We start from the raw sequence: 18,573 nt of genomic DNA, 5'->3' as shown, positions 1-18,573 counted from the left end.
CATGAAACTTCTGTACTCTCAAATATAAACTTACAGTTATATTATTTCATTCGGGATGAACTGTCAAGCCTGTTACTTCAAGCCCTCCCGCTTTTGCCGGCTGCGTGAAAGAATCAAATTGATGATCGGAGCGACAATCAACAATATGAAGAATATACGGAATATATGATAGCTTGAAATCATTGCAATATTTGATCCCATTTCCACCGCAACGATAATAATTTGGCCGATACCTCCAGGCGCCGCGCTCAGGAAAAGATTATTGAAGTTATGTTCAGTAAATGCAATGAAAATCAAGACGATGATCATCGTGCCGAATATCAGAAAGACATTCATTAATAGCATGGAAACGACCATCTTACCGTTCAATCTATTGATTAATGAGGAAACCTGTAATCCGATCCGGATGCCCAAAAGCAGCTGGGCGAAGAACATGAACTCAATATTTAAAGAAAAATTGTAACCGGTCAAAAGGTTCCAGATCAGAACCGCGAGCATCGGACCGATCATCACAGGCACAGGGAACTTCAAAAGTCTCATCACAAACATAAGAATCAGGGCACCGGCGATCAGGAAAAACATCTCGGGGATAATGACGGATGTTAGTACCGGGGCGCCATCCTGCATGGCACCACCTGAGGGATCAGTGAAAATACTGGCTATAAACGGTATGAAAATGACAACTAGGACAATTCTGGACATCTGAGTCAAAGTGACCAGCAGCAGATCCGCTCTATCTTCCTCTTCAGCCATGATAATCATCTGGGAAAGTGCACCGGGTATGGAGGCAAGGAGAGCAGTTTCATATGTACAGCCGCTCATTTTCATAAATAATCTGGCCAGAAGCAGACTGAGTCCAATGACCATAAAGGTAAGAAGTACAATATTAAACACATCATCCTGCATATCGATGAGCGTTTCAGTGGTGAATGTAGAACCAATTTCAATGCCGATGACAAAGATGCCGAGGTCGCCCATCCACTTCTTAAAATGGAAATTGTCTCCGATCAGTCGATAGAAGATGACGGTGGCAATCATAGAACCGAACAGCCACGGCAGTATCATGCCAATATTGTGCAGCACCCATGACACAAAAAATGAGAAAATGAAAAGCAGACCCAGATTCATATATTTCTTCACGATTACACCCCCCTCGCCCAATTATTTCGGATTTCGTTATATATGGTATAATTAAACCTCCCACAGCCCTATGTGGGAGGTTGTTAAGTAAATTATTGTCCTGCTAAGTATTCATGAAGTGCTGTGAGATCCTCATCGGCAATCTGATCCTGGCTGAACGCGGGCATGGAAGCCGGTCCTTCTCTGACAGTTGAAGAGAAGTCTTCTTCAGAGAGGCTTGTACCTGCCAGTGCAGGTCCCGTTCCGCCGGAGAAGTCCTCACCATGGCATGATGCACAGTTATCTCGGGCAAAACCTTCAGCATCGAAGTCGCCGGAAGATGCCTGCTCTCCGCCACCATCTCCGCCGGATTCTTCTGTACTCTCTTCTCCGCCGGAGCCTTCACCGTCGGACGCCCCTGATGATTCCTCTCCTGATGAACCGCCTTCAATATCGCCGGCAATCGGGTGACCGCCGTTGCCTGTCGCCAGATGAATAACGAGCGGAACCAATAAGACAACGACGATAATAGGAATAATCCAGGCAAGCGGATTTTTCTTATCATTCTCTTTTCTTTCGATCATATTCCTGTTTTGACCGTGGATGTAGACTTTTTCTTCTTTATTTTGTCCCTCCATATAAAATTCTTTGTCGGTCAAATGTTTGTTGTCATTATCATTCGCCATTTACTCTACCTCCATTTAACTGTTTGATTCAATTATACACTGACTGGTACATATTGTGAATGCTTAGTTGTCTGTAACACTGTCCAAAGCATTGCTGAATGCTTGTATCGTTGATTGGATATCTGCTTCAGTATGCTTGGTGGACAGGAACATACCTTCGAACTGGGAAGGAGGCAGATAGATTCCTTCTCTAATCAGTGCCCTGTACATTTTGGCGAATAGATCGGTGTCACTTGTATTTGCACTGTCAAAATCAGTGACCGGACCGTCAGTCAGGAAGAAGCCAATCATTGAACCGGCACGATTCACAGTAATTGGATATCCTTTATCATTGAAAACCGCTTTAAGACCTTTCTCAAGCATATCCCCCAGCTTGTTGAAATATTCATAGCTTTCGGGTGTCAATTGCTTCAGAGTTTCAAGACCCGCCGTCATTGCCAGAGGGTTGCCTGATAATGTACCCGCCTGGTATATGTCACCCGCCGGTGCGATATGTTCCATTATATCTCTTCTGCCGCCGTATGCACCAACCGGCAGACCGCCGCCGATCACTTTGCCTAAGGCTGTCAGATCAGGTTTAACGTCAAAATAACCCTGAGCAGAATTGTAGCCGACCCTGAACCCTGTCATCACTTCATCGAAAATTAAAAGTGTATCATTCTGTTCAGTGATATCGCGCACAAATTCCAAGTAGCCGTCGAGTGGAGGCACGACGCCCATATTGCCTGCAACAGGTTCCATAATTACTGCTGCGATATCATCGCCGAACCGTTCAAACGCCTCTTTTAAACTCTCCTTGTCATTATATGGGACGGTAATTGTATTGGATGCGGTACCTTCGGGCACCCCGGGGGAGTCCGGCAGGCCGAGCGTGGCTACGCCGCTGCCCGCTTTAATCAGCAGCGAATCACTGTGCCCATGATAACAGCCTTCAAACTTAAGTATTTTATTCTTACCGGTAAAGCCTCTGGCCAGTCTGATTGCCGCCAATGTTGCTTCCGTTCCGGAAGACACCATACGCACCATTTCCACTGAAGGAACCCTGTCTATCACAAGTTCGGCCAGCTCATTCTCCAGTGCTGTCGGCGCGCCAAAGCTCGTGCCTTTCCGGGCGGCTGCTGACACCTTGTCTACAACCTTATCATCGCTGTGTCCCAAGATTAACGGACCGAAGCTGAGCACGTAATCGATATATGCGTTGCTATCCACATCATATACTCTGGATCCTTTGGCATGATCGACAAAGACAGGTTCCATTCCGACTGATTTAAACGCCCTGGCTGGGCTGTTCACCCCACCAGGCATAAGGTTGACCGCTTTGTCATAAAGTGCTTTCGACTGTTCCAACATTTTAATACATCCCTTCATCGAGCATTTTACATATATCTTTGGCGAAATAGGTAATAATCATATCTGCGCCCGCACGTTTCATTGAGATCATCTGTTCCATAATGATCCCTTCATCGAACAGACCCGCGTCTATCGCATTGCGCGTCATGGCATACTCACCGCTTACGTTATATGCAACCACGGGTACATCCGTGTTATTTCTGACATCTCTCATGATGTCCAGGAAGCTGAGTGCTGGTTTGACAATCATCATGTCACAGCCTTCACTCAGATCACTGTTCAGTTCACGCTGTGCTTCCGAGCGGTTGGCTGGATCCATCTGGTAGGTTCTCCTGTCACCGAATGAAGGCGTGGATTCAGCGGCGTCTCTGAATGGGCCGTAAAATTTGGAGGAAAACTTGATACCGTAGCTCATAATCGGAATATGCCTGAATCCGTTATCATCCAGACCTTTTCTTATTTCAGCAACAAATCCATCCATCATGTTGGACGGTGCGATGATATCTGCACCGGCTTTTGCCTGTGAAACTGCTGTTTTTACAAGGAGTGGCAGAGTGCTGTCATTATCAACGTCTTTGGTTTTGGGATCGATCAGACCGCAGTGGCCATGATCTGTGTATTCACAAAGACACGTATCCAGAATCACCAGAATCTCCGGATAAAGCCTTTTACTTATCCTGCAAGCTTCCTGGACAACACCATGATCGTGGTATGCGCCGGTGCCTTCCGGATCCTTTTCATCAGGTATACCAAAGAAAATCACGGTTTTAATGCCTGCGTCACTCACTTCTTCCAGTTCATGATGCAGCAGGTTCAAAGAAACCTGGTAAACACCTTTCATTGAAGGTACTTCTTTCCTGATATCATCCTGTTCAACCACAAAAATCGGATAGATCAGATCATCTTTCGTTACTCGGGTCTCACGTACCATATCTCTCATAAATGCCGTACTTCTCAGACGGCGATGTCGGTCAAAACTCATTCTCTACACCTCTGTCCATTCCATATTCAAGCATGTCTATCATGTCCTGCAGCGTTTCTTTTCCCGGCTGGACGCTCTTAATACCGTATTTTTTCAACGCGTCGGCAGTCACATGACCAATGGCTGCAACGATTGTATTTTCGGGGATCTTTGGGCCAAATCTGTCTGCATAAGCTTTGACGCCGGACGGACTGGAAAACGTGATTGCAAAAGGCTTAGAATCCAGCAGTGCACCGATTTCCTCCAAAGAAACTGCATTCGGCACGGGCTTGTACAGCCTGATCCTGGTGACACTCATCCCATTTCCCGTCAAATGGTCATATAGGAGCGGCCGGGCATTAAGACTGACAGGATATAATATACGTTTGTTTCCATCGGCTTCAAATTCTTTCATAAAAGTTTCCTGTGAGTACCCCGTGGGTTCAAAGTCGACTGCTATGCCATGTTTCCGCAGAGACTCAGTTGTCTTCATACCAATGCTCGCAAGTTTTCTATAATTGACCCTGGAAATAAAGCGCATAAAATGTTTCACTGCATTCGGGCTTGTCAGAATTAGCCAGTCGTATTCCACAGCAAAAATCTTTTCATCAAAAGGCAGTGTTTCTGTTGTAATAATCGGGGCATGACGGATATCCAGAGCATTCGAAGTGATACCTGAAAGCCTGCTCTGAGTGACAATTACAGTACGATCAGAGGTTTGCATTAATCCGGTCAATAATATCCTTGGCACCGATTTTCTCCATCTCATCGGCGACGAGATTACCCAGCGTCTCAGGATTCCCATGAGATTTTTTCACAACATATTGTTCACTGCCATCCTCCGGCATAATCAAACCGATCAGATACATTTCCCCATCTTCGTATGTGGCAAAACCACCGATCGGCACCTCGCAGCTGCCATCCATCCGTCTGAGGAAAGTGCGTTCCGCTGTTGTGCATTCAGCATCTTTTTCAGAATGAACATTTTCAAGCATTTCGAGTAATTCAGCATCATTCGAACGGATCTCAATTCCCAGAGCCCCCTGTGCAATCGCTGGGATGAATGTTTCGGGGTCAAAATATTCCGTTACAATGGAATCGGACCATCCCATGCGCTTTAATCCTGCTGCAGCGAGGACAATCGCATCATATTCACCGGACTCCATCTTTTTAATACGGGTGTCAATATTACCGCGAACCCAATTCACAGTAATATCATCCCGTATCGCAAGAAGCTGGGCGCCTCTCCTGAGACTGCTGGTGCCTACCACACTGCCTGCAGGCAGTTCCCTAAACGGCACATTGCCGTTCGACAGGAACGCATCCCGCATATCTTCACGCTCAGGCACGCACCCGATCATAAAGCCTTCAGAAAGTTCACTTGGGACGTCCTTCAGACTGTGGATCGCCATGTCAATCTCACGATTTTCGAGTGCCTGTTCAATCTCTTTGACAAATAAGCCTTTGCCGCCGACTTTTGACAGTTGGACATCGACAATCCTGTCACCTTTGGTAACAATTTCCTTGATTTCTACATCGATATCCGGATAATGCTCTTTCAGCTTTTCAATGAATTGTTTGGATTGTGTCATCGCCAAACCGCTTCGCCTTGAACCGACGATAAATTTCCTCATAATCGAAGTTCTCCTTTAATATCCCCAAAAATGGAAACTGGATAGTTGTGTGATAAATAAATAATTAAGCATGCAAATGATAAATACTGCAATATTCAGCTTCGCAATACGCTGCAGATTACGGGCTGTCCGCACTTGAAACAGCAATGCGGCATACATTAGAAGTACCACAAATGTCCCGAGTACTTTAAAATCCCTGAATATATCAACACCGATGATGTTTACACCCCAGATGGCACCCAGCAGAATACTGACCGACATGCTGAACACACCAAACATCATCGAGCGCACCATCATCTTTTCTGCAGTGCCTATGCTGAATAATGAAAAGAACAGACGGTTAAAACGCTTTTTTTTAAGATTATCATATTGAATGACATAAATCACAGCATGCAGCACTGAGATGAAGAAGAGCAGGTATGCAATAAGCGCCAGGCCGACATGTATGACAAGCAGTTCATTCATCAATGTTGAGACTTCAGTGATTCTGTCGTAGGTGACAGGGGCAAATGTATACAAAGTATATAGTGTGAAAGTGGTTAGTATATATATGAACAGGGCAATTTCCGAGTCACTTTTTCTGTAATGGACCAAACCTGCAATAATAATCAGCATTGATAACGCATAAAACCCTTCAAACATTGTTTGAACGGGGATGCGTCCGATGCTGATGCCGATGCTCACAAAACTGACCGATTGCAGCAGTGCGGCAAATAATGCAATATAAAACGAAGCCTTTCTGGCCCGACGATTTCTAAAAAACAAATCGTAACATAGTACAGAAAGGCTCACAAAATATAGTAATAGTATCAATTCATGGATGCGGAACATAATGTCCATACTGTCCCCACCTGTCTAGTCGAGTGCGAGCTCTTTTTTTCTCGCTTGAAGCTTTTTCTGCTGCTTAACTTTATCCTGCTGTTTAATATCCTCTACAACATCTTCGATTCCAAACAGCTGTTCAATTTCTCTAAGTTTCTGTTCGGATTTTTTATCCCCTGCCATCTCTTTTGTATAGACGATAGGTTCTTTAAGCATTTGGTTTATGATACTCTTCATATGTTTGGATACTACTGTGCGTTCACGTTCCGTCATATCAGGCATCTTTCTTTCAACACTCTTGAACGTCTCTTCATGGATGTTCAAGGCCTTTGTGCGCATCGCCTGAATGACGGGAACGACACCAAGCATATTCACCCATTCATTAAAGCTGTCCATAGATTCAGCAATCATTCCTTCTATTTTTACCGCTTCCTCCTGCCTTGTTGAAAGGTTCGCATCCACCATGCCCTGAAGATCATCAACATTATACATATATACGTTATCGATGCTGCCTGCAGATGGATCTATATCACGCGGCAGTGCGATATCCATCATCACCAGCGGGCTGTGTTTTCTGATTGAAACTGCATTGCCCACAATATCTTCAGTAATCACATAATTCCTTGCCGCAGTGCTTGTGATAACAATATCTGCATCCGCCAGTTCTTCTTCCAATTGCTCGAAGGGCACGCTTTTGCCATTAAAACGTTCAGCCAATGCCTGCGCTTTATCTTCAGAACGGTTCACGACCGTCAATTGATCAATACCGTTTGATGTGAGGTTCAGCAGCGACTGTTCCGCCATTTCACCTGCCCCAACGACAAGCACTTTGGTGTCCTTGACATCCGCAAATATTTTCTTGGCCAATTCCACGGCTGCATAGGACATTGAAATGGCATTTTTCGAAATATCCGTTTCGCTATGGCCACGTTTTGCCAGCGTAATTACTTCTTTAAATAATTTATTGAACACAGTGCCTGTGGTATGCTCTTCCTGTGCAGTGAAAAAAGCATCCCTGATCTGTCCAAGTATCTGTGTCTCTCCCAGCACGATGGATTCAAGACCGGATGTCACCCGGTACAGATGTTGTATAGCATCATCGGCAACTTTAACATCGATGATATTTTTCACCGTTTCAAAATTTATATCAAACCAGTCAGCAAGAAATTTTTGCGAATAATACTTACCAGTATGCACCTGGTCGCTGACTACGTATACTTCCGTCCTGTTACATGTAGACAGAAGCAGGCCTTCCAATATACTTTTCTGTTCCCTGAGCTTATGTAAAGCAGGGACTATTTCATCCTCCTGAAAAGCAACTGCTTCGCGTTCTTCTACCGTTGCCTTCTTGTAATTCAGACTCAATGCAATCACATGCATCAGAATGGCCCCCCAATCATTTTGCACCAACACATAGTGCCTATAACACTCTTTATTTTAACAGATAATATGTTCGTTTTCCATGCATCTCACTATTTATATTGATTATAAATAAGAAAAATTTGTGACCTAATTGATATGCTTGTAGATTGCTTCCATTATCTCCGGCATATTATATTTGTCAATCGCTGAAAATGCAATCATCGTATCTGAATCATCCAAATCGATGCTTTCCCTGACGATTTTCAAATGTTTTTGGACCTTGCTTTTTGAAATCTTATCCTGCTTTGTACACACAACAATGACAGGCAGTTCAAAATGCTTTAGAAAGTTATACATCAGTATGTCATCCTCGGTTGGCTTGTGTCTGAGGTCAATCAGCTGGATGACAGCAGCAAGCGGTTCACGTTCCGCAAGGTAGGTTTCAATCATCATCCCCCACTTCTGTCTGTTCACTTTGGATTGTTTTGCATATCCGTAACCGGGCACATCCACAAATATAAACTTTTTATCCATATCATAAAAATTTAAGATCTGAGTCTTGCCGGGCTTAGATGACGTTCTAGCGATATTTTTCCTGCCGGCCACCGCATTGATAAATGAGGACTTGCCGACGTTTGATCTGCCGCTTAGCGCAATCTCCTTAAGACCGGTGTCCGGATACTGTTCAGGACCTGCTGCTGAAATTATAATATCAACATTTCCAGGATTTATCTTCATATTACCACTCCCTGTAATGAAAAAGAGCTGCCTCAAAAAGACAGCTCCTCCATGGATTTCAATTATGCACTTTTACGTTCAGGATCGATGAATTCGTCATTCTCATCATACAGCAGCGGCTGTACTTCATCCTCTATGGTTTCCCTGGTGATCTTCACCCTGCGGATATCGTCATTCGAAGGAATATTGAACATGATATCAACCATGCGTTCTTCAATGATTGACCGCAGTCCGCGTGCACCTGTTTTTCTTTCTATGGCAAGTTCACTGATGGCATTGAGTGCTTCTTTATCAAATTCAAGCTCAACATTATCGATTTCAAGCATCTTTTTGTACTGCTTGACCAGCGCATTTTTAGGGTCCGTCAATATGGAGTTCAGCGCCTCTACATCCAGTTCTTCCAAATAGCTGATGATGGGGACACGCCCGATGAATTCGGGAATCAGACCGTAGCTCTGCAGATCATCCGGACGCACTCTTGAAAGCAGTTCATCCTTATCCTCAATTGTCTCGGAAGCACCGCCGAAGCCGATCACTTTTTCGCCGATTCTTCTTTTGATGATTTCATCCATGCCGTCGAATGCGCCGCCGAGTATGAAAAGAATATTTTTCGTATCGATCTGGATGGATTCCTGATTTGGATGTTTCCGGCCGCCCTGCGGCGGAACGCTTGCAGTCGTACCTTCCAGAATTTTCAGAAGCGCCTGCTGTACACCCTCACCAGAGACGTCTCTTGTAATGGATGTGTTTTCACTTTTTCTCGCGATTTTGTCAATTTCATCGACGTAGATAATACCTTGTTCGGCACGTTCTACATCAAAATCAGCTGCCTGGATCAATCTCAGAAGAATGTTTTCAACATCGTCACCCACATAGCCGGCTTCTGTGAGACTTGTTGCATCGGCGATGGCAAATGGGACATTCAGCGTCCTTGCCAGCGTCTGGGCAAGCAGTGTTTTACCGCTTCCTGTCGGTCCGATCAGAGCGATGTTACTCTTGGATATTTCCACATCATCTTCAGTGGTCTGGTTCACCCGTTTATAATGGTTATAAACTGCAACACTTAACGCGCGTTTAGCATTTTCCTGCCCGATCACGTAATCATTGATAGAATTCAATATTTCTTGAGGTTTTGGTATTTCTGTGAATACTTCTGTTTTTTCAGACTTAAGTTCTTCCTCAATAATCTCATGACAAAGTTCTATACATTCGTTACAAATATATACTCCGCTGCCGGCGATAAGCTTTTTCACCTGTTCCTGATCTTTACCACAGAAGGAACAGGTCAGATTCGTGTCATCTTCATTAAATTTAAACATATTCAACACCTCTTTTTTCATTCCTGTAAAATATACTAAAAAATCTCATCAAAATCAAATATCTGGATTATACGTGAAATATGAGTATAAAGGCTCTGCAACACCAGTTGCAGAGCCTTTATATACTTTTACCGTCTGATGATCAGGATTGTTTTCTATTCTGTACAAGCACATCGATCGCTTTTTGAACTTTAAGGTCATCTTCAAGCATTGAAAGATCACCCAGAGTGGATTTAATATCTTCAACTTTAATTCCAAACTGTTCGCTCATCTTTTCAAGTTCAGCATCCATATCCGCTTCAGCCACTTCTATATTCTCATCAATTGCAATCTGTTTAAGCACCTGGTTTGTGCGCACGCGTTGTTCTGCATCATCTTTCATCTGTTCACGCAGTGCATCTTCATCCTGACCTGAAAGCTGCTGATACATTTCCATATTGATGCCCTGCTGGGAAAGACGCTGTTCAAATTCCTGCAGCATCCGGTCCGTCTCACTTTTAACCATTGCTTCCGGCACATCAATCTCTGCATTGTCTGCCGCCTGCTCAATCAGCTGTTCCTTCATGGATGTTTCAGCCTGATTTTCTTTCGATTCCTTCAGTTCTTTCTCAAGCTTCTCTTTATATTCATCGACCGACTCAACTTCTTCGTCGAGTTCCTTCAAAAGTTCTTCATCCAGTTCAGGAGTTTCTTTCACTTTGATGGAATTGATTCTTACTTTGAATACCGCTTCTTTTCCGGCAAGCTCTTCTGCATGGTATTCTTCAGGGAACGTGAGTTCCACATCTTTCTCATCATCCACTTCAAGTCCGATGACCTGTTCCTCAAAACCGGGGATAAAGCTTCCGGAGCCAATTTCAAGATCGTAACCTTCCGCTTTGCCGCCCTCGAACTGTTCGCCATCCACATAGCCGTCAAAGTCAAGGTTTACAATGTCACCTTCTTCGGCTTTACCATCTTCTTTAACAACCATGTCTGCATGGGACTCAAGCTTATTGTCGATTTCCTGCTGGACATCATCTCCAGTAACTTCAGTGTCCATTTCCTCTGCCTCAAGACCTTTATATTCGCCGAGTTTTACCTCAGGTTCAACCGTCACTTTTGCTTTGAAAATAAGATCTTTGCCTTTTTCAACTTCCTCTACATCCACATCCGGCTGATCGACCGGGTTGATGCCCGCTTCTTCGACGGCTGCTGTATAAGCTTGCGGAAGCACAATGTCAATTGCATCCTGATAGAGGGACTCTACACCGAACCGTTTTTCAAACATTTGACGCGGTATTTTACCTTTTCTGAATCCGGGGACGGATACTTCTTTAGATACTTTTTTAAATGCTTCATCCAGAGCTTCATCAAATTCCTCTGCAGGGACAGTGATCGTCAGAATTCCTTCATTGCCCTCTTGTTTTTCCCAATTTTGAGACATAGTCTAATTCCTCCGTAAGTACGTAATTTCAATTAACCAATATAGTATAACATATCATTTTTGACTGTCCAACTATTGATTTTGCCCGTCATCACCGGCAATTGAGCTTTCCATAAAACGGATCCATTCAACAACATTGCCGTTCACCTCTTTTTGTTTTTCATACTCAAGGTTCACCATATCATGAAGAATTTTAAGGTAAGCTTTTGTAATCTCATCCATATTATAGTCCGGTGCAAAAGGATAACAGTGTATAATATGGGACATCAGCATGCCCCTGGCAGGTTCCAGGAGTTCGGGCATACGGTGTTCAACTTCACTTAACACATTGTACAAAACGATGCTGGATAACTCAAATTCCTCAATCGACTGCAGATGCTCCGGCACAATTGTATGTGAAATGCCAAATTTGTTCACTTCAATGGCATCCCGATCCTCGATCTCTCTTAAAAACAACAGCATGAATGTAAGCAATTCATTGTTATCCGTGAGCGGCACCAGATTCCTGATCAACGCCCTGTAATGATCATTTTTCTCATTTGTCCATTCACCTAACAACTCGAGTTTCTCGTAATGTATTTTATGATTAAAATCGTCTTCTGTAATTTCAGAAAGTGCCTCCGCCGCTGCCGAAGAATCGTCATCTAAAGATTTCTTTGCCCGGTGCCTGAGGGCAGCCAGCTCAATTCTGAACCCTTGCGGAATCTCTTCTTCCATTAAGTGATCGATGAACGCAATCACTTCAAAGTATCTTTCCTGTTTGAGGAGGGAAATCAGCATATAATACATATGTGTTTCATAATTTCCTGAGTCTTCATTCATAGCTGACATGGCAGCATCGACGATAATCCCTTCATTATTGTTTTTCAGCAGCGCTTCATAATATTTTTCGATAAACTCCAGTGCCGGAGCTGTCATCCCGGCGTACTGATCGAACCTCTCGATGTAGCCCCTGTAATCCCCCCGGCTGTAAAACGTCTTAAGGTCCTGTTCCGCCTTCCTCAAAAAGCGCCCATGTGTACTGACTTTATCCGCCATAGGCATCCCTGATGATCAATTCACTCCACGATTCATATGGCGACATGACAGGAAGGTTTTCGTCAGCTTCCCAATTCAGTTCCAGCGTATCCGCCTCTTTAGAAGTGACAATCGAGGGATCCACTTTCACGCTTAATACAAGGCCGATATGCACTTTGCCAACCTCATTATCGTCATCGTTGATCAGCCCCATGATTTCCATCTCTTTAACAGCTTCACCCTCAAGTCCGACTTCCTCTGCCAGTTCCCTTTTGGCATTAACCGACAATTTATCATTGATATCGTCAGACTCAGGCACATCATTCATATGGCCGCCGACACCGATGGACAATAGACCGTGCAGACGAGCCTCACCACCGCCGTCAAGTCTTTTATACACAAGAGTAGATTCATCTCGATCCGATTTTATGATCACATAGCTGACCAGCTGTTTATATGAAGGAGCCTCCTCCATATCGCCGCGGCGTTTCACTTCAAAATCCTCAAATGAAGATACAATGCTATCATACCGCGCGTCACCTCTGCCAATGAATCCGTTAAAAGCCGTCCGCTCATCATCAAAGAGCCTGGACCTTGGAACAACAAGTATCTGTTCGTCAAATTTGTTCACCATCATTCTCCTCCCGTGTACTAATCATCATAAGTTATTTTATAAAAGCCTTCGGGGTTTGTAAATCATTATCATTTTTCAATTACAATCCTATACAAATTACAGGCAATAATAAAAACCTTGTAACAATGCGTTATGTTACAGAGTTTTAAAGACAATTATTGAATTTCATTTACGTCCTTAAACCCTATCAAATGGGTATATTGAGAGACTTATTGACCAGATATTGACTAGAGCATTTTTCTAAGCTTTAAATTTTTATCATATACAATGGATGGTATCGATTTTACTGTGAACGAGTGGTATCAACAAGACTCTGTGGGTGACGTGACAACCTCTAATGCAAATGATACTTATCTCATTTTAGATGTAACGGTTACGAATAATCAGGATGAAGCCGCAATGCTGACGAACAATTTCTTCAAAATAGTAATTGGAGAAACGACATATGAAGCTGACGGCGAAGCATCTACAACAGCTAATCAAGCGATTAGTCCGGATAATCTCGGATTACTCGGCGAAGAATTGAATCCTGGTTCATCACGCAGTGCATTGATCGTATATGATGTCACACAAGAAGTGATTGATAATACAGAAAAACAATTGCAAGTACAATCAGGAATGTTTGGTACGGAAACCGGATTAATAAACTTAAATTAATAAAGACAAAGCCACCTACTTTAAATAGTAAGTGGCTTTTCTGTTCATTTAAACTGTAAAGTCAGCAGTATCTCATTTAGATCCACTGATTTCATCATTCCTACAGGCAGACCTGGTACGTCATTAATATCCGGGCAGTAATTATTTATTCATTTTCTATCTTGTAATAGATGCTATCATCTTTATCAATGTTTCCCATAATCACGTCATGCAACAATCGCTGATTGAGCAGAATGTAAGCCACATTTATATGTAGTTCTATCTAATCACTCCTCATGGTAGAAATGGGTTCTTTTTTGTATACTTCAGGTCAAAGTATCAAATTTCTAATAGAGGATGTTGAACGTGGTTTAGATCACATTTTCAGCCATTTTAAGTGCTTTTTAATATTTTATAATCACTATTTGTAAGCGCTTTTATTTAAAGTTGTCTTTTGTTATCATAGAATTAAACTAATTCATGAATAGGAGGAATGCAAGATGAAACTGGATGGCAAAGTCGCCGTCATAACAGGTGCTGGTTCCGGTATGGGACGAGCGATCGCAACCCTGTTTGCTCATGAGGGGGCGAACGTGGTGGTGTCCGATATGAATTTGGATACCGCAGAACAGACCGTAAAAATCATTACTGAAAATGATGGTCAAGCCATTAGCTGTAAAGCAGATATCACCGATCAGAGCGACGTTGAAACACTTATTCGTCAAGCTGTCGATGCCTATGGCTCCCTTGATATTCTCGTGAATAATGCCGGTATGATGGACAACATGTATTCAGCAGGGAACATATCCGATTCATTATGGTCGAAAGTCATGGACGTAAATGTCACAGGGATGATGCGTACCATTCGAGAATCTCTCCCGATTTTTCTTAAAAAAAATTATGGCGTCATTGTGAATATGGGATCCTCATCAAGCCTTAACGGATCAAGAGCCGGGGCAGCATACACAGCTTCCAAACACGCCGTATTGGGACTGACGAAAAATATTGGATTCCAATATGCTGAAAGTGGTGTTCGCTGTAATGCGATCGCCCCTGGAGCGGTCGATACCAACATTGGAACCACCATGAGTGAACCTGATGAATTTGGTATGTCTAGAGCTATGTCCGGATCTAGCAACAACCCAAGATCTGGCAAGCCCGAGGAAGTGGCACAAATCGCATTGTTTTTAGCTTCCGATGATTCGAATTTTGTTAGTGGGGACATCATTAATGCAGATGCTGGATGGATGGCGTATTAAAATTTAAGATAATATGTAACCTGCGGGCTGAATGTGCCGCAGCCGTCCTCAAAAAATACTACTTTTGGATGTACCTTTTCCCTCGGTAAATATCTGATACCGCCTTGAGATGTATTATAGCAGCCCCCCTTTATAGCCTTCAATGATTGCCATTTCAACAACCTCGATGGCAGTATCTGGTGAGATCGTCTGCATAGACGGATATGAGACATCGAATGAAGACATATTTTGATGGACGTATATCGGTTCACTGCCAACTGTAAATGTTGCTTCAGCCGCCACCCAACGTTTGAGCAATTCGATAGTGACATTATCTCTGATACTTTGGACATCATTCTTAATTTTTTGAACTTCTTCCTTGTTTTCTTTCTGGGTGGTAAACATCATTTCTAGGGCTCCCATTGGAGTGTTCGGTACTCTATACTGCTGCGATTTGATGTGGTTCTCCATCTTATAGAATGATCTATATACATTGCAGTAGTGATTTGACCCCCTCCTGGTTTACAGATGAAATAAAAAATCTGTAAACCAGGAGGGGGTTATATGTCTGGAAGACACTTTTCTCCAGAAGAAAAGTGAGAAGTGATTGAAGCAGTGAATGCCGGGCGCACGGTCAGTGAGGTTATGGCCACATATTTCGTAGCGAAAAACACCATCAGCACATGGTGAAATCGAATTTGCAGACAAAAGCGGCAAAAGAAAGTCATACAATCAGCTGACTGAAACAGACCGTCTGAACAAAGAAATTTCCATGCTTAAAGCAGATAAATGAAAGCCTGAGATCGAGATTGCTCTTTTAAAAAAGTTGGACGCACTTGAGAGGAATTATAACCCTGCACGTACTGTGATATATTGACTAAATATTGACCAGACCATACCCTCAAAATACTCCATATTCAATGAGCCAAAAATAAAAACCCCATAACCGCGCAGGTTACAGAGTTTTTGAAAAGATTAATATTCAAATTAAGCGTCCCAGGAGGGAGTCGAACCCCCGACCTACAGCTTAGGAGGCTGTCGCTCTATCCAGCTGAGCTACTGGGACATTGATATGGTATAAAATAAAAACCCCGCCTTACGGGGTTATGGTTACTGTTAAGCGTCCTGGGAGGGATTCGAACCCCCGACCGATGGCTTAGAAGGCCATTGCTCTATCCTACTGAGCTACCAGGACTCAATTCGGACAAGTATTATTATACTCAAAATAGACTGTCAAAGTCAAACCCATTTTGATATTTTGTAATGGGTTATTACACTCTTTGAATATAAATATGTAAAACCGTCCTTAATCATCGATCCCGTCGGAGAAGCCGATACATGATGCAATCGTGATAATGGTCGTGAAGGAATTCGAATTCCGCCATTATGGATTCATTGTGGAAACCAAGTACTTCTGGTATCGCACGGCTTTTTCTGTTTTTTTCTCCGCAAATAATTTCGATCCGATTCAATCCGAGCGTATCAAAGCCATAATCTACAAGTGTTTTCACGGAGCGTGTGACGATCCCTTTGCCTTCTGCGTTTTTGGCGATCCAATAGCCGATCTGTCCTCTGCCCTGTGTTTTTACTATCAGATTGTATCCGCACATGCCGACGAGTTCATCATGATAAAATATGCCGAGTTCCATGCCTTCTTCTCTGTCCATATCCGTCTGCCACTGATTGATCACTGTTATGTATACATCCGGCCCGGTGGTATAATCCACCCATGGCAGCCACCGTTTCAGATGCAGCCGGTTCTCATCAACTGTATCAAAAAGCTTGAACCGGTCTTTCTCCTTCAGCATCTTGAGTTCTATCTCGTCATCTATTTTAATTTTCGTCATGTGATCACTGCTCTCTTATGATGAAATCATTTTCTTTTTCACTTCGCTGTCAATCTGTTCTGTGCCGCAGGTCCTCCCGCCTGCGAGCCTGTGCCTGTTCCTGGCGACGAATTTGTAGATGGCGGTTCGCATACATGTTGGCATAATTTTCGATAACCGGAGCGGAGCGGCTCCTGTGGCATCTGCAACGACTTCTATCACTGCATCGGCATGAATGTACAGATCATCAGAATAATAAGCGATTGTGTCAAAACTTTCAGGCATCACTTTCTTCAATTCGTCGACAGAGGCAAATCTGACCGTGCCGGTTCTGTCCACCCGCTCGACAAATTTGGCAAAACCATTACAGACAATGCATTTATCGTCAAAGTAAAGTATATTCAAATTATGACCTCCATATAAAATGCTATTAGAAAAGGGGACTCTATGAAACAATCTATTGAAATTGTCATCTCAACATTTTTCGTACTAATCGCAATACTCTATCTCTCAGACAGATATACCGCTTTTGACATGGCGCCCCCGATCCTTGTCATCGGCTGCCTGATTCTGATTATTTTCACTGTGCTTTGTCTGCTGAGAAATGTGATCAGACAAAACTTGTTCTCTGTTTCAATTGTTGTACTGACACTATTCATACTGCTCACACTGCTGATATAGATGGTTTCAGATGACAATGGGCCGACCTTACAGTTTGGTTAAATCTGTTTCTTCCAGAACCTGATGGCCGCGGTCCATGAATTGAACTGTATCTGTTGCTGTATCAAGTATTGCGTAAGTCTCAGCAAGCGCTCCTTTTGACAGTGAGATACTGCCCGGATTGATACAATATATCCCGTTCACATTCTCCGCTTTTGCAATGTGGGAATGCCCGTAAAATGCATATTTAGCGCCATATTCTTCTGCTCTTTTGGCAAGTGTCTGCCGATCCCTTTTTATATCATAGAAATGACCATGAGTATAAAAGGCTTTCGCTTCTTCATCATACCCTTCAACCGGATACCTTGTATCCCCGTCCACATTGCCTTTGACCCGGTGAAAATTTCTCATCTCTGTATCATCATAGTTGAATTCACTGTCACCAAGATGGACGTTCAGCTCACCGGCCTTCCTGCCGTAGATCTTATCGGATATTTCCGCTTCTCCATGATTGTCGCTCACTATCAGTATTTTAATATGAATCATTCCTCTCATCACGGACTAATAATTCGTACACGACAGTATCCTGTCTCATGTTCTCCAGCGCATTTCTTCTATGGCTTATCTTCCCTTTTTCTTCCGCATTAATCATTCCCAGATATGTCCCGTCATTTGTCTTAAACAACGGATCGTATCCAAACCCTGCCTCCCCCTGTGGCGAGTTCAAAATTTCCCCATGCAGTTCACCGCGATAGGTCCTTGTCTCTCTATTAGGAAGCGCAAATGCAATGACAGAAGTGAAATATGCGCGCCTGTCTGTCTCGCCGCCAAGCGCGCGGAGTAATTTTTCGTTATTCTCCTCATCCGTGGCCTCTGCCCCTGCAAACCTGGCAGAATATACTCCAGGGGCGCCGTCCAGAGCCAGCACGCTTAAACCGGAGTCATCACTGATTACAGGGAGCTTGAGCGCATCGCTGGCTGCTTCTGCTTTTAAAATGGCATTGCCTTCAAAGGAATTCTCCGTTTCCTCAACTTCAAAATCAGGCAGTAATTCCTTGATTCCAACAATTTCGTCATAGGGGAATATCGCTTTAAAATCGTTTATCTTACCCCGATTGCCGCTGGCCACTACAATTCTCACCATT

Annotated in this window: 21 protein-coding genes and 2 tRNA genes; 3 read left to right on the top strand and 20 right to left on the bottom strand. The window is 43.4% G+C overall.

Translation table 11 applies throughout. The annotated features are described in order from the left end of the window. Positions 1–72: 72 nt before the first annotated feature. The 13 genes from G343_RS0102045 to G343_RS0101985 all read right to left on the bottom strand — a co-directional run bounded on the left by G343_RS0102045 (position 73) and on the right by G343_RS0101985 (position 13,065). Entirely contained in the window at positions 73–1,140 is a 1,068-nt protein-coding gene (locus G343_RS0102045) for an AbrB family transcriptional regulator (RefSeq protein ID WP_020006447.1), read from the bottom strand. 92 nt (positions 1,141–1,232) lie between these two features. After that, positions 1,233–1,805, bottom strand: a complete 573-nt coding sequence (locus tag G343_RS0102040) for a c-type cytochrome (protein WP_020006446.1) — start codon at positions 1,803–1,805, stop codon at positions 1,233–1,235. 63 nt (positions 1,806–1,868) lie between these two features. Further along, complete coding sequence (gene hemL, locus G343_RS0102035; RefSeq protein WP_020006445.1) at positions 1,869–3,155, bottom strand: glutamate-1-semialdehyde 2,1-aminomutase; 1,287 nt, start codon at positions 3,153–3,155, stop codon at positions 1,869–1,871. 1 nt (position 3,156) lies between these two features. Beyond that, the gene (hemB, locus tag G343_RS0102030; RefSeq protein WP_020006444.1) at positions 3,157–4,137 is read right to left on the bottom strand and encodes a porphobilinogen synthase; all 981 of its coding nucleotides are present in this window, start codon (positions 4,135–4,137) and stop codon (positions 3,157–3,159) included. Beyond that, positions 4,127–4,867 (bottom strand): uroporphyrinogen-III synthase, encoded by a 741-nt coding sequence (locus tag G343_RS0102025; RefSeq protein WP_245541924.1) that lies wholly within the window; start codon positions 4,865–4,867, stop codon positions 4,127–4,129. The genes hemB and G343_RS0102025 overlap by 11 nt, the downstream gene beginning before the upstream one ends. Next, a complete protein-coding gene (gene hemC, locus G343_RS0102020) occupies positions 4,827–5,750 on the bottom strand; it encodes a hydroxymethylbilane synthase (RefSeq protein ID WP_020006442.1) in 924 nt (307 codons plus the stop codon). The genes G343_RS0102025 and hemC overlap by 41 nt, the downstream gene beginning before the upstream one ends. A 15-nt stretch (positions 5,751–5,765) precedes the next feature. Next, positions 5,766–6,590, bottom strand: coding sequence for a cytochrome c biogenesis protein CcsA (gene ccsA / locus G343_RS0102015; protein ID WP_020006441.1), 825 nt, complete (start codon positions 6,588–6,590; stop codon positions 5,766–5,768). A gap of 15 nt (positions 6,591–6,605) precedes the next feature. After that, complete coding sequence (gene hemA, locus G343_RS0102010) at positions 6,606–7,952, bottom strand: glutamyl-tRNA reductase (protein ID WP_020006440.1); 1,347 nt, start codon at positions 7,950–7,952, stop codon at positions 6,606–6,608. 129 nt (positions 7,953–8,081) lie between these two features. After that, positions 8,082–8,672, bottom strand: coding sequence for a ribosome biogenesis GTP-binding protein YihA/YsxC (gene yihA / locus G343_RS0102005; protein WP_026366236.1), 591 nt, complete (start codon positions 8,670–8,672; stop codon positions 8,082–8,084). A 62-nt stretch (positions 8,673–8,734) separates the two neighbouring features. Next, positions 8,735–9,991, bottom strand: a complete 1,257-nt coding sequence (clpX, locus tag G343_RS0102000; RefSeq protein WP_020006438.1) for an ATP-dependent Clp protease ATP-binding subunit ClpX — start codon at positions 9,989–9,991, stop codon at positions 8,735–8,737. Positions 9,992–10,133: 142 nt separating this feature from the next. Further along, complete coding sequence (tig, locus tag G343_RS0101995; protein WP_020006437.1) at positions 10,134–11,417, bottom strand: trigger factor; 1,284 nt, start codon at positions 11,415–11,417, stop codon at positions 10,134–10,136. 72 nt (positions 11,418–11,489) lie between these two features. Continuing rightward, positions 11,490–12,455, bottom strand: coding sequence for a Rossmann-fold NAD(P)-binding domain-containing protein (locus G343_RS0101990; RefSeq protein WP_020006436.1), 966 nt, complete (start codon positions 12,453–12,455; stop codon positions 11,490–11,492). Then, on the bottom strand, positions 12,445–13,065 hold the full coding sequence (locus G343_RS0101985) for a DNA mismatch repair protein MutT (RefSeq protein ID WP_026366235.1): 621 nt from the start codon (positions 13,063–13,065) through the stop codon (positions 12,445–12,447). Before G343_RS0101985 ends, G343_RS0101990 begins: the two co-directional genes overlap by 11 nt. Before the next feature lie 270 nt (positions 13,066–13,335). Here G343_RS0101985 and G343_RS14150 point away from each other — a divergent pair, with 270 nt between their 5' ends. Continuing rightward, positions 13,336–13,725 (top strand): DUF4352 domain-containing protein, encoded by a 390-nt coding sequence (locus tag G343_RS14150; RefSeq protein WP_020006434.1) that lies wholly within the window; start codon positions 13,336–13,338, stop codon positions 13,723–13,725. Between the two features lie 479 nt (positions 13,726–14,204). Next, positions 14,205–14,963, top strand: coding sequence for a glucose 1-dehydrogenase (locus G343_RS0101975; RefSeq protein WP_020006433.1), 759 nt, complete (start codon positions 14,205–14,207; stop codon positions 14,961–14,963). 114 nt (positions 14,964–15,077) lie between these two features. Here the strand turns inward: G343_RS0101975 and G343_RS0101970 are convergent, their stop codons facing one another. The 5 genes from G343_RS0101970 to G343_RS0101950 form a co-directional block, all read right to left on the bottom strand. Beyond that, positions 15,078–15,350, bottom strand: coding sequence for a hypothetical protein (locus G343_RS0101970; RefSeq protein WP_020006432.1), 273 nt, complete (start codon positions 15,348–15,350; stop codon positions 15,078–15,080). Positions 15,351–15,934: 584 nt separating this feature from the next. Beyond that, positions 15,935–16,008 (bottom strand) — tRNA-Arg (locus tag G343_RS0101965). Between the two features lie 55 nt (positions 16,009–16,063). Then, positions 16,064–16,137, bottom strand: a tRNA-Arg gene (locus G343_RS0101960). Between the two features lie 115 nt (positions 16,138–16,252). Further along, positions 16,253–16,789 (bottom strand): GNAT family N-acetyltransferase, encoded by a 537-nt coding sequence (locus tag G343_RS0101955; protein WP_020006431.1) that lies wholly within the window; start codon positions 16,787–16,789, stop codon positions 16,253–16,255. 15 nt (positions 16,790–16,804) lie between these two features. Further along, positions 16,805–17,173, bottom strand: coding sequence for a thiol-disulfide oxidoreductase DCC family protein (locus tag G343_RS0101950; protein ID WP_020006430.1), 369 nt, complete (start codon positions 17,171–17,173; stop codon positions 16,805–16,807). A gap of 42 nt (positions 17,174–17,215) precedes the next feature. On the opposite strand from G343_RS0101950, the gene G343_RS0101945 reads away from it, so the two are divergent. Further along, a complete protein-coding gene (locus tag G343_RS0101945) occupies positions 17,216–17,449 on the top strand; it encodes a hypothetical protein (protein WP_020006429.1) in 234 nt (77 codons plus the stop codon). Positions 17,450–17,476: 27 nt separating this feature from the next. Here G343_RS0101945 and G343_RS0101940 read toward each other — a convergent pair whose 3' ends face one another. Together G343_RS0101940 and rdgB are read right to left on the bottom strand one after the other, a co-directional pair. Then, the gene (locus tag G343_RS0101940; protein WP_020006428.1) at positions 17,477–17,974 is read right to left on the bottom strand and encodes a YfcE family phosphodiesterase; all 498 of its coding nucleotides are present in this window, start codon (positions 17,972–17,974) and stop codon (positions 17,477–17,479) included. Further along, complete coding sequence (gene rdgB / locus G343_RS0101935; RefSeq protein WP_020006427.1) at positions 17,961–18,572, bottom strand: RdgB/HAM1 family non-canonical purine NTP pyrophosphatase; 612 nt, start codon at positions 18,570–18,572, stop codon at positions 17,961–17,963. The genes G343_RS0101940 and rdgB overlap by 14 nt, the downstream gene beginning before the upstream one ends. Position 18,573: the final 1 nt, after the last annotated feature.

Origin of the sequence: Salinicoccus albus DSM 19776 (assembly GCF_000385175.1) — a bacterium.
In the GTDB taxonomy this organism is placed as follows: Bacteria; Bacillota; Bacilli; order Staphylococcales; family Salinicoccaceae; genus Salinicoccus; species Salinicoccus albus.
This window is presented reverse-complemented; position numbering and strand designations above follow the sequence as displayed.

Excerpts from the sequence above, each read along its gene's own strand:
- G343_RS0101940 (WP_020006428.1), bottom strand. The coding sequence starts at position 17,974 with ATGATTCATATTAAAATACTGATAGTGAGCGACAATCATGGAGAAGCG.
- hemB (WP_020006444.1), bottom strand. The coding sequence starts at position 4,137 with ATGAGTTTTGACCGACATCGCCGTCTGAGAAGTACGGCATTTATGAGA.
- ccsA (WP_020006441.1), bottom strand. The coding sequence starts at position 6,590 with ATGGACATTATGTTCCGCATCCATGAATTGATACTATTACTATATTTT.
- G343_RS14150 (WP_020006434.1), top strand. The coding sequence starts at position 13,336 with ATGGATGGTATCGATTTTACTGTGAACGAGTGGTATCAACAAGACTCT.
- G343_RS0101970 (WP_020006432.1), bottom strand. The coding sequence starts at position 15,350 with ATGATGTTTACCACCCAGAAAGAAAACAAGGAAGAAGTTCAAAAAATT.
- G343_RS0101945 (WP_020006429.1), top strand. The coding sequence starts at position 17,216 with ATGAAACAATCTATTGAAATTGTCATCTCAACATTTTTCGTACTAATC.
- rdgB (WP_020006427.1), bottom strand. The coding sequence starts at position 18,572 with ATGGTGAGAATTGTAGTGGCCAGCGGCAATCGGGGTAAGATAAACGAT.
- hemA (WP_020006440.1), bottom strand. The coding sequence starts at position 7,952 with ATGCATGTGATTGCATTGAGTCTGAATTACAAGAAGGCAACGGTAGAA.
- hemL (WP_020006445.1), bottom strand. The coding sequence starts at position 3,155 with ATGTTGGAACAGTCGAAAGCACTTTATGACAAAGCGGTCAACCTTATG.
- hemC (WP_020006442.1), bottom strand. The coding sequence starts at position 5,750 with ATGAGGAAATTTATCGTCGGTTCAAGGCGAAGCGGTTTGGCGATGACA.
- G343_RS0101975 (WP_020006433.1), top strand. The coding sequence starts at position 14,205 with ATGAAACTGGATGGCAAAGTCGCCGTCATAACAGGTGCTGGTTCCGGT.
- yihA (WP_026366236.1), bottom strand. The coding sequence starts at position 8,672 with ATGAAGATAAATCCTGGAAATGTTGATATTATAATTTCAGCAGCAGGT.
- clpX (WP_020006438.1), bottom strand. The coding sequence starts at position 9,991 with ATGTTTAAATTTAATGAAGATGACACGAATCTGACCTGTTCCTTCTGT.
- G343_RS0101990 (WP_020006436.1), bottom strand. The coding sequence starts at position 12,455 with ATGGCGGATAAAGTCAGTACACATGGGCGCTTTTTGAGGAAGGCGGAA.
- G343_RS0101955 (WP_020006431.1), bottom strand. The coding sequence starts at position 16,789 with ATGACGAAAATTAAAATAGATGACGAGATAGAACTCAAGATGCTGAAG.
- tig (WP_020006437.1), bottom strand. The coding sequence starts at position 11,417 with ATGTCTCAAAATTGGGAAAAACAAGAGGGCAATGAAGGAATTCTGACG.
- G343_RS0102040 (WP_020006446.1), bottom strand. The coding sequence starts at position 1,805 with ATGGCGAATGATAATGACAACAAACATTTGACCGACAAAGAATTTTAT.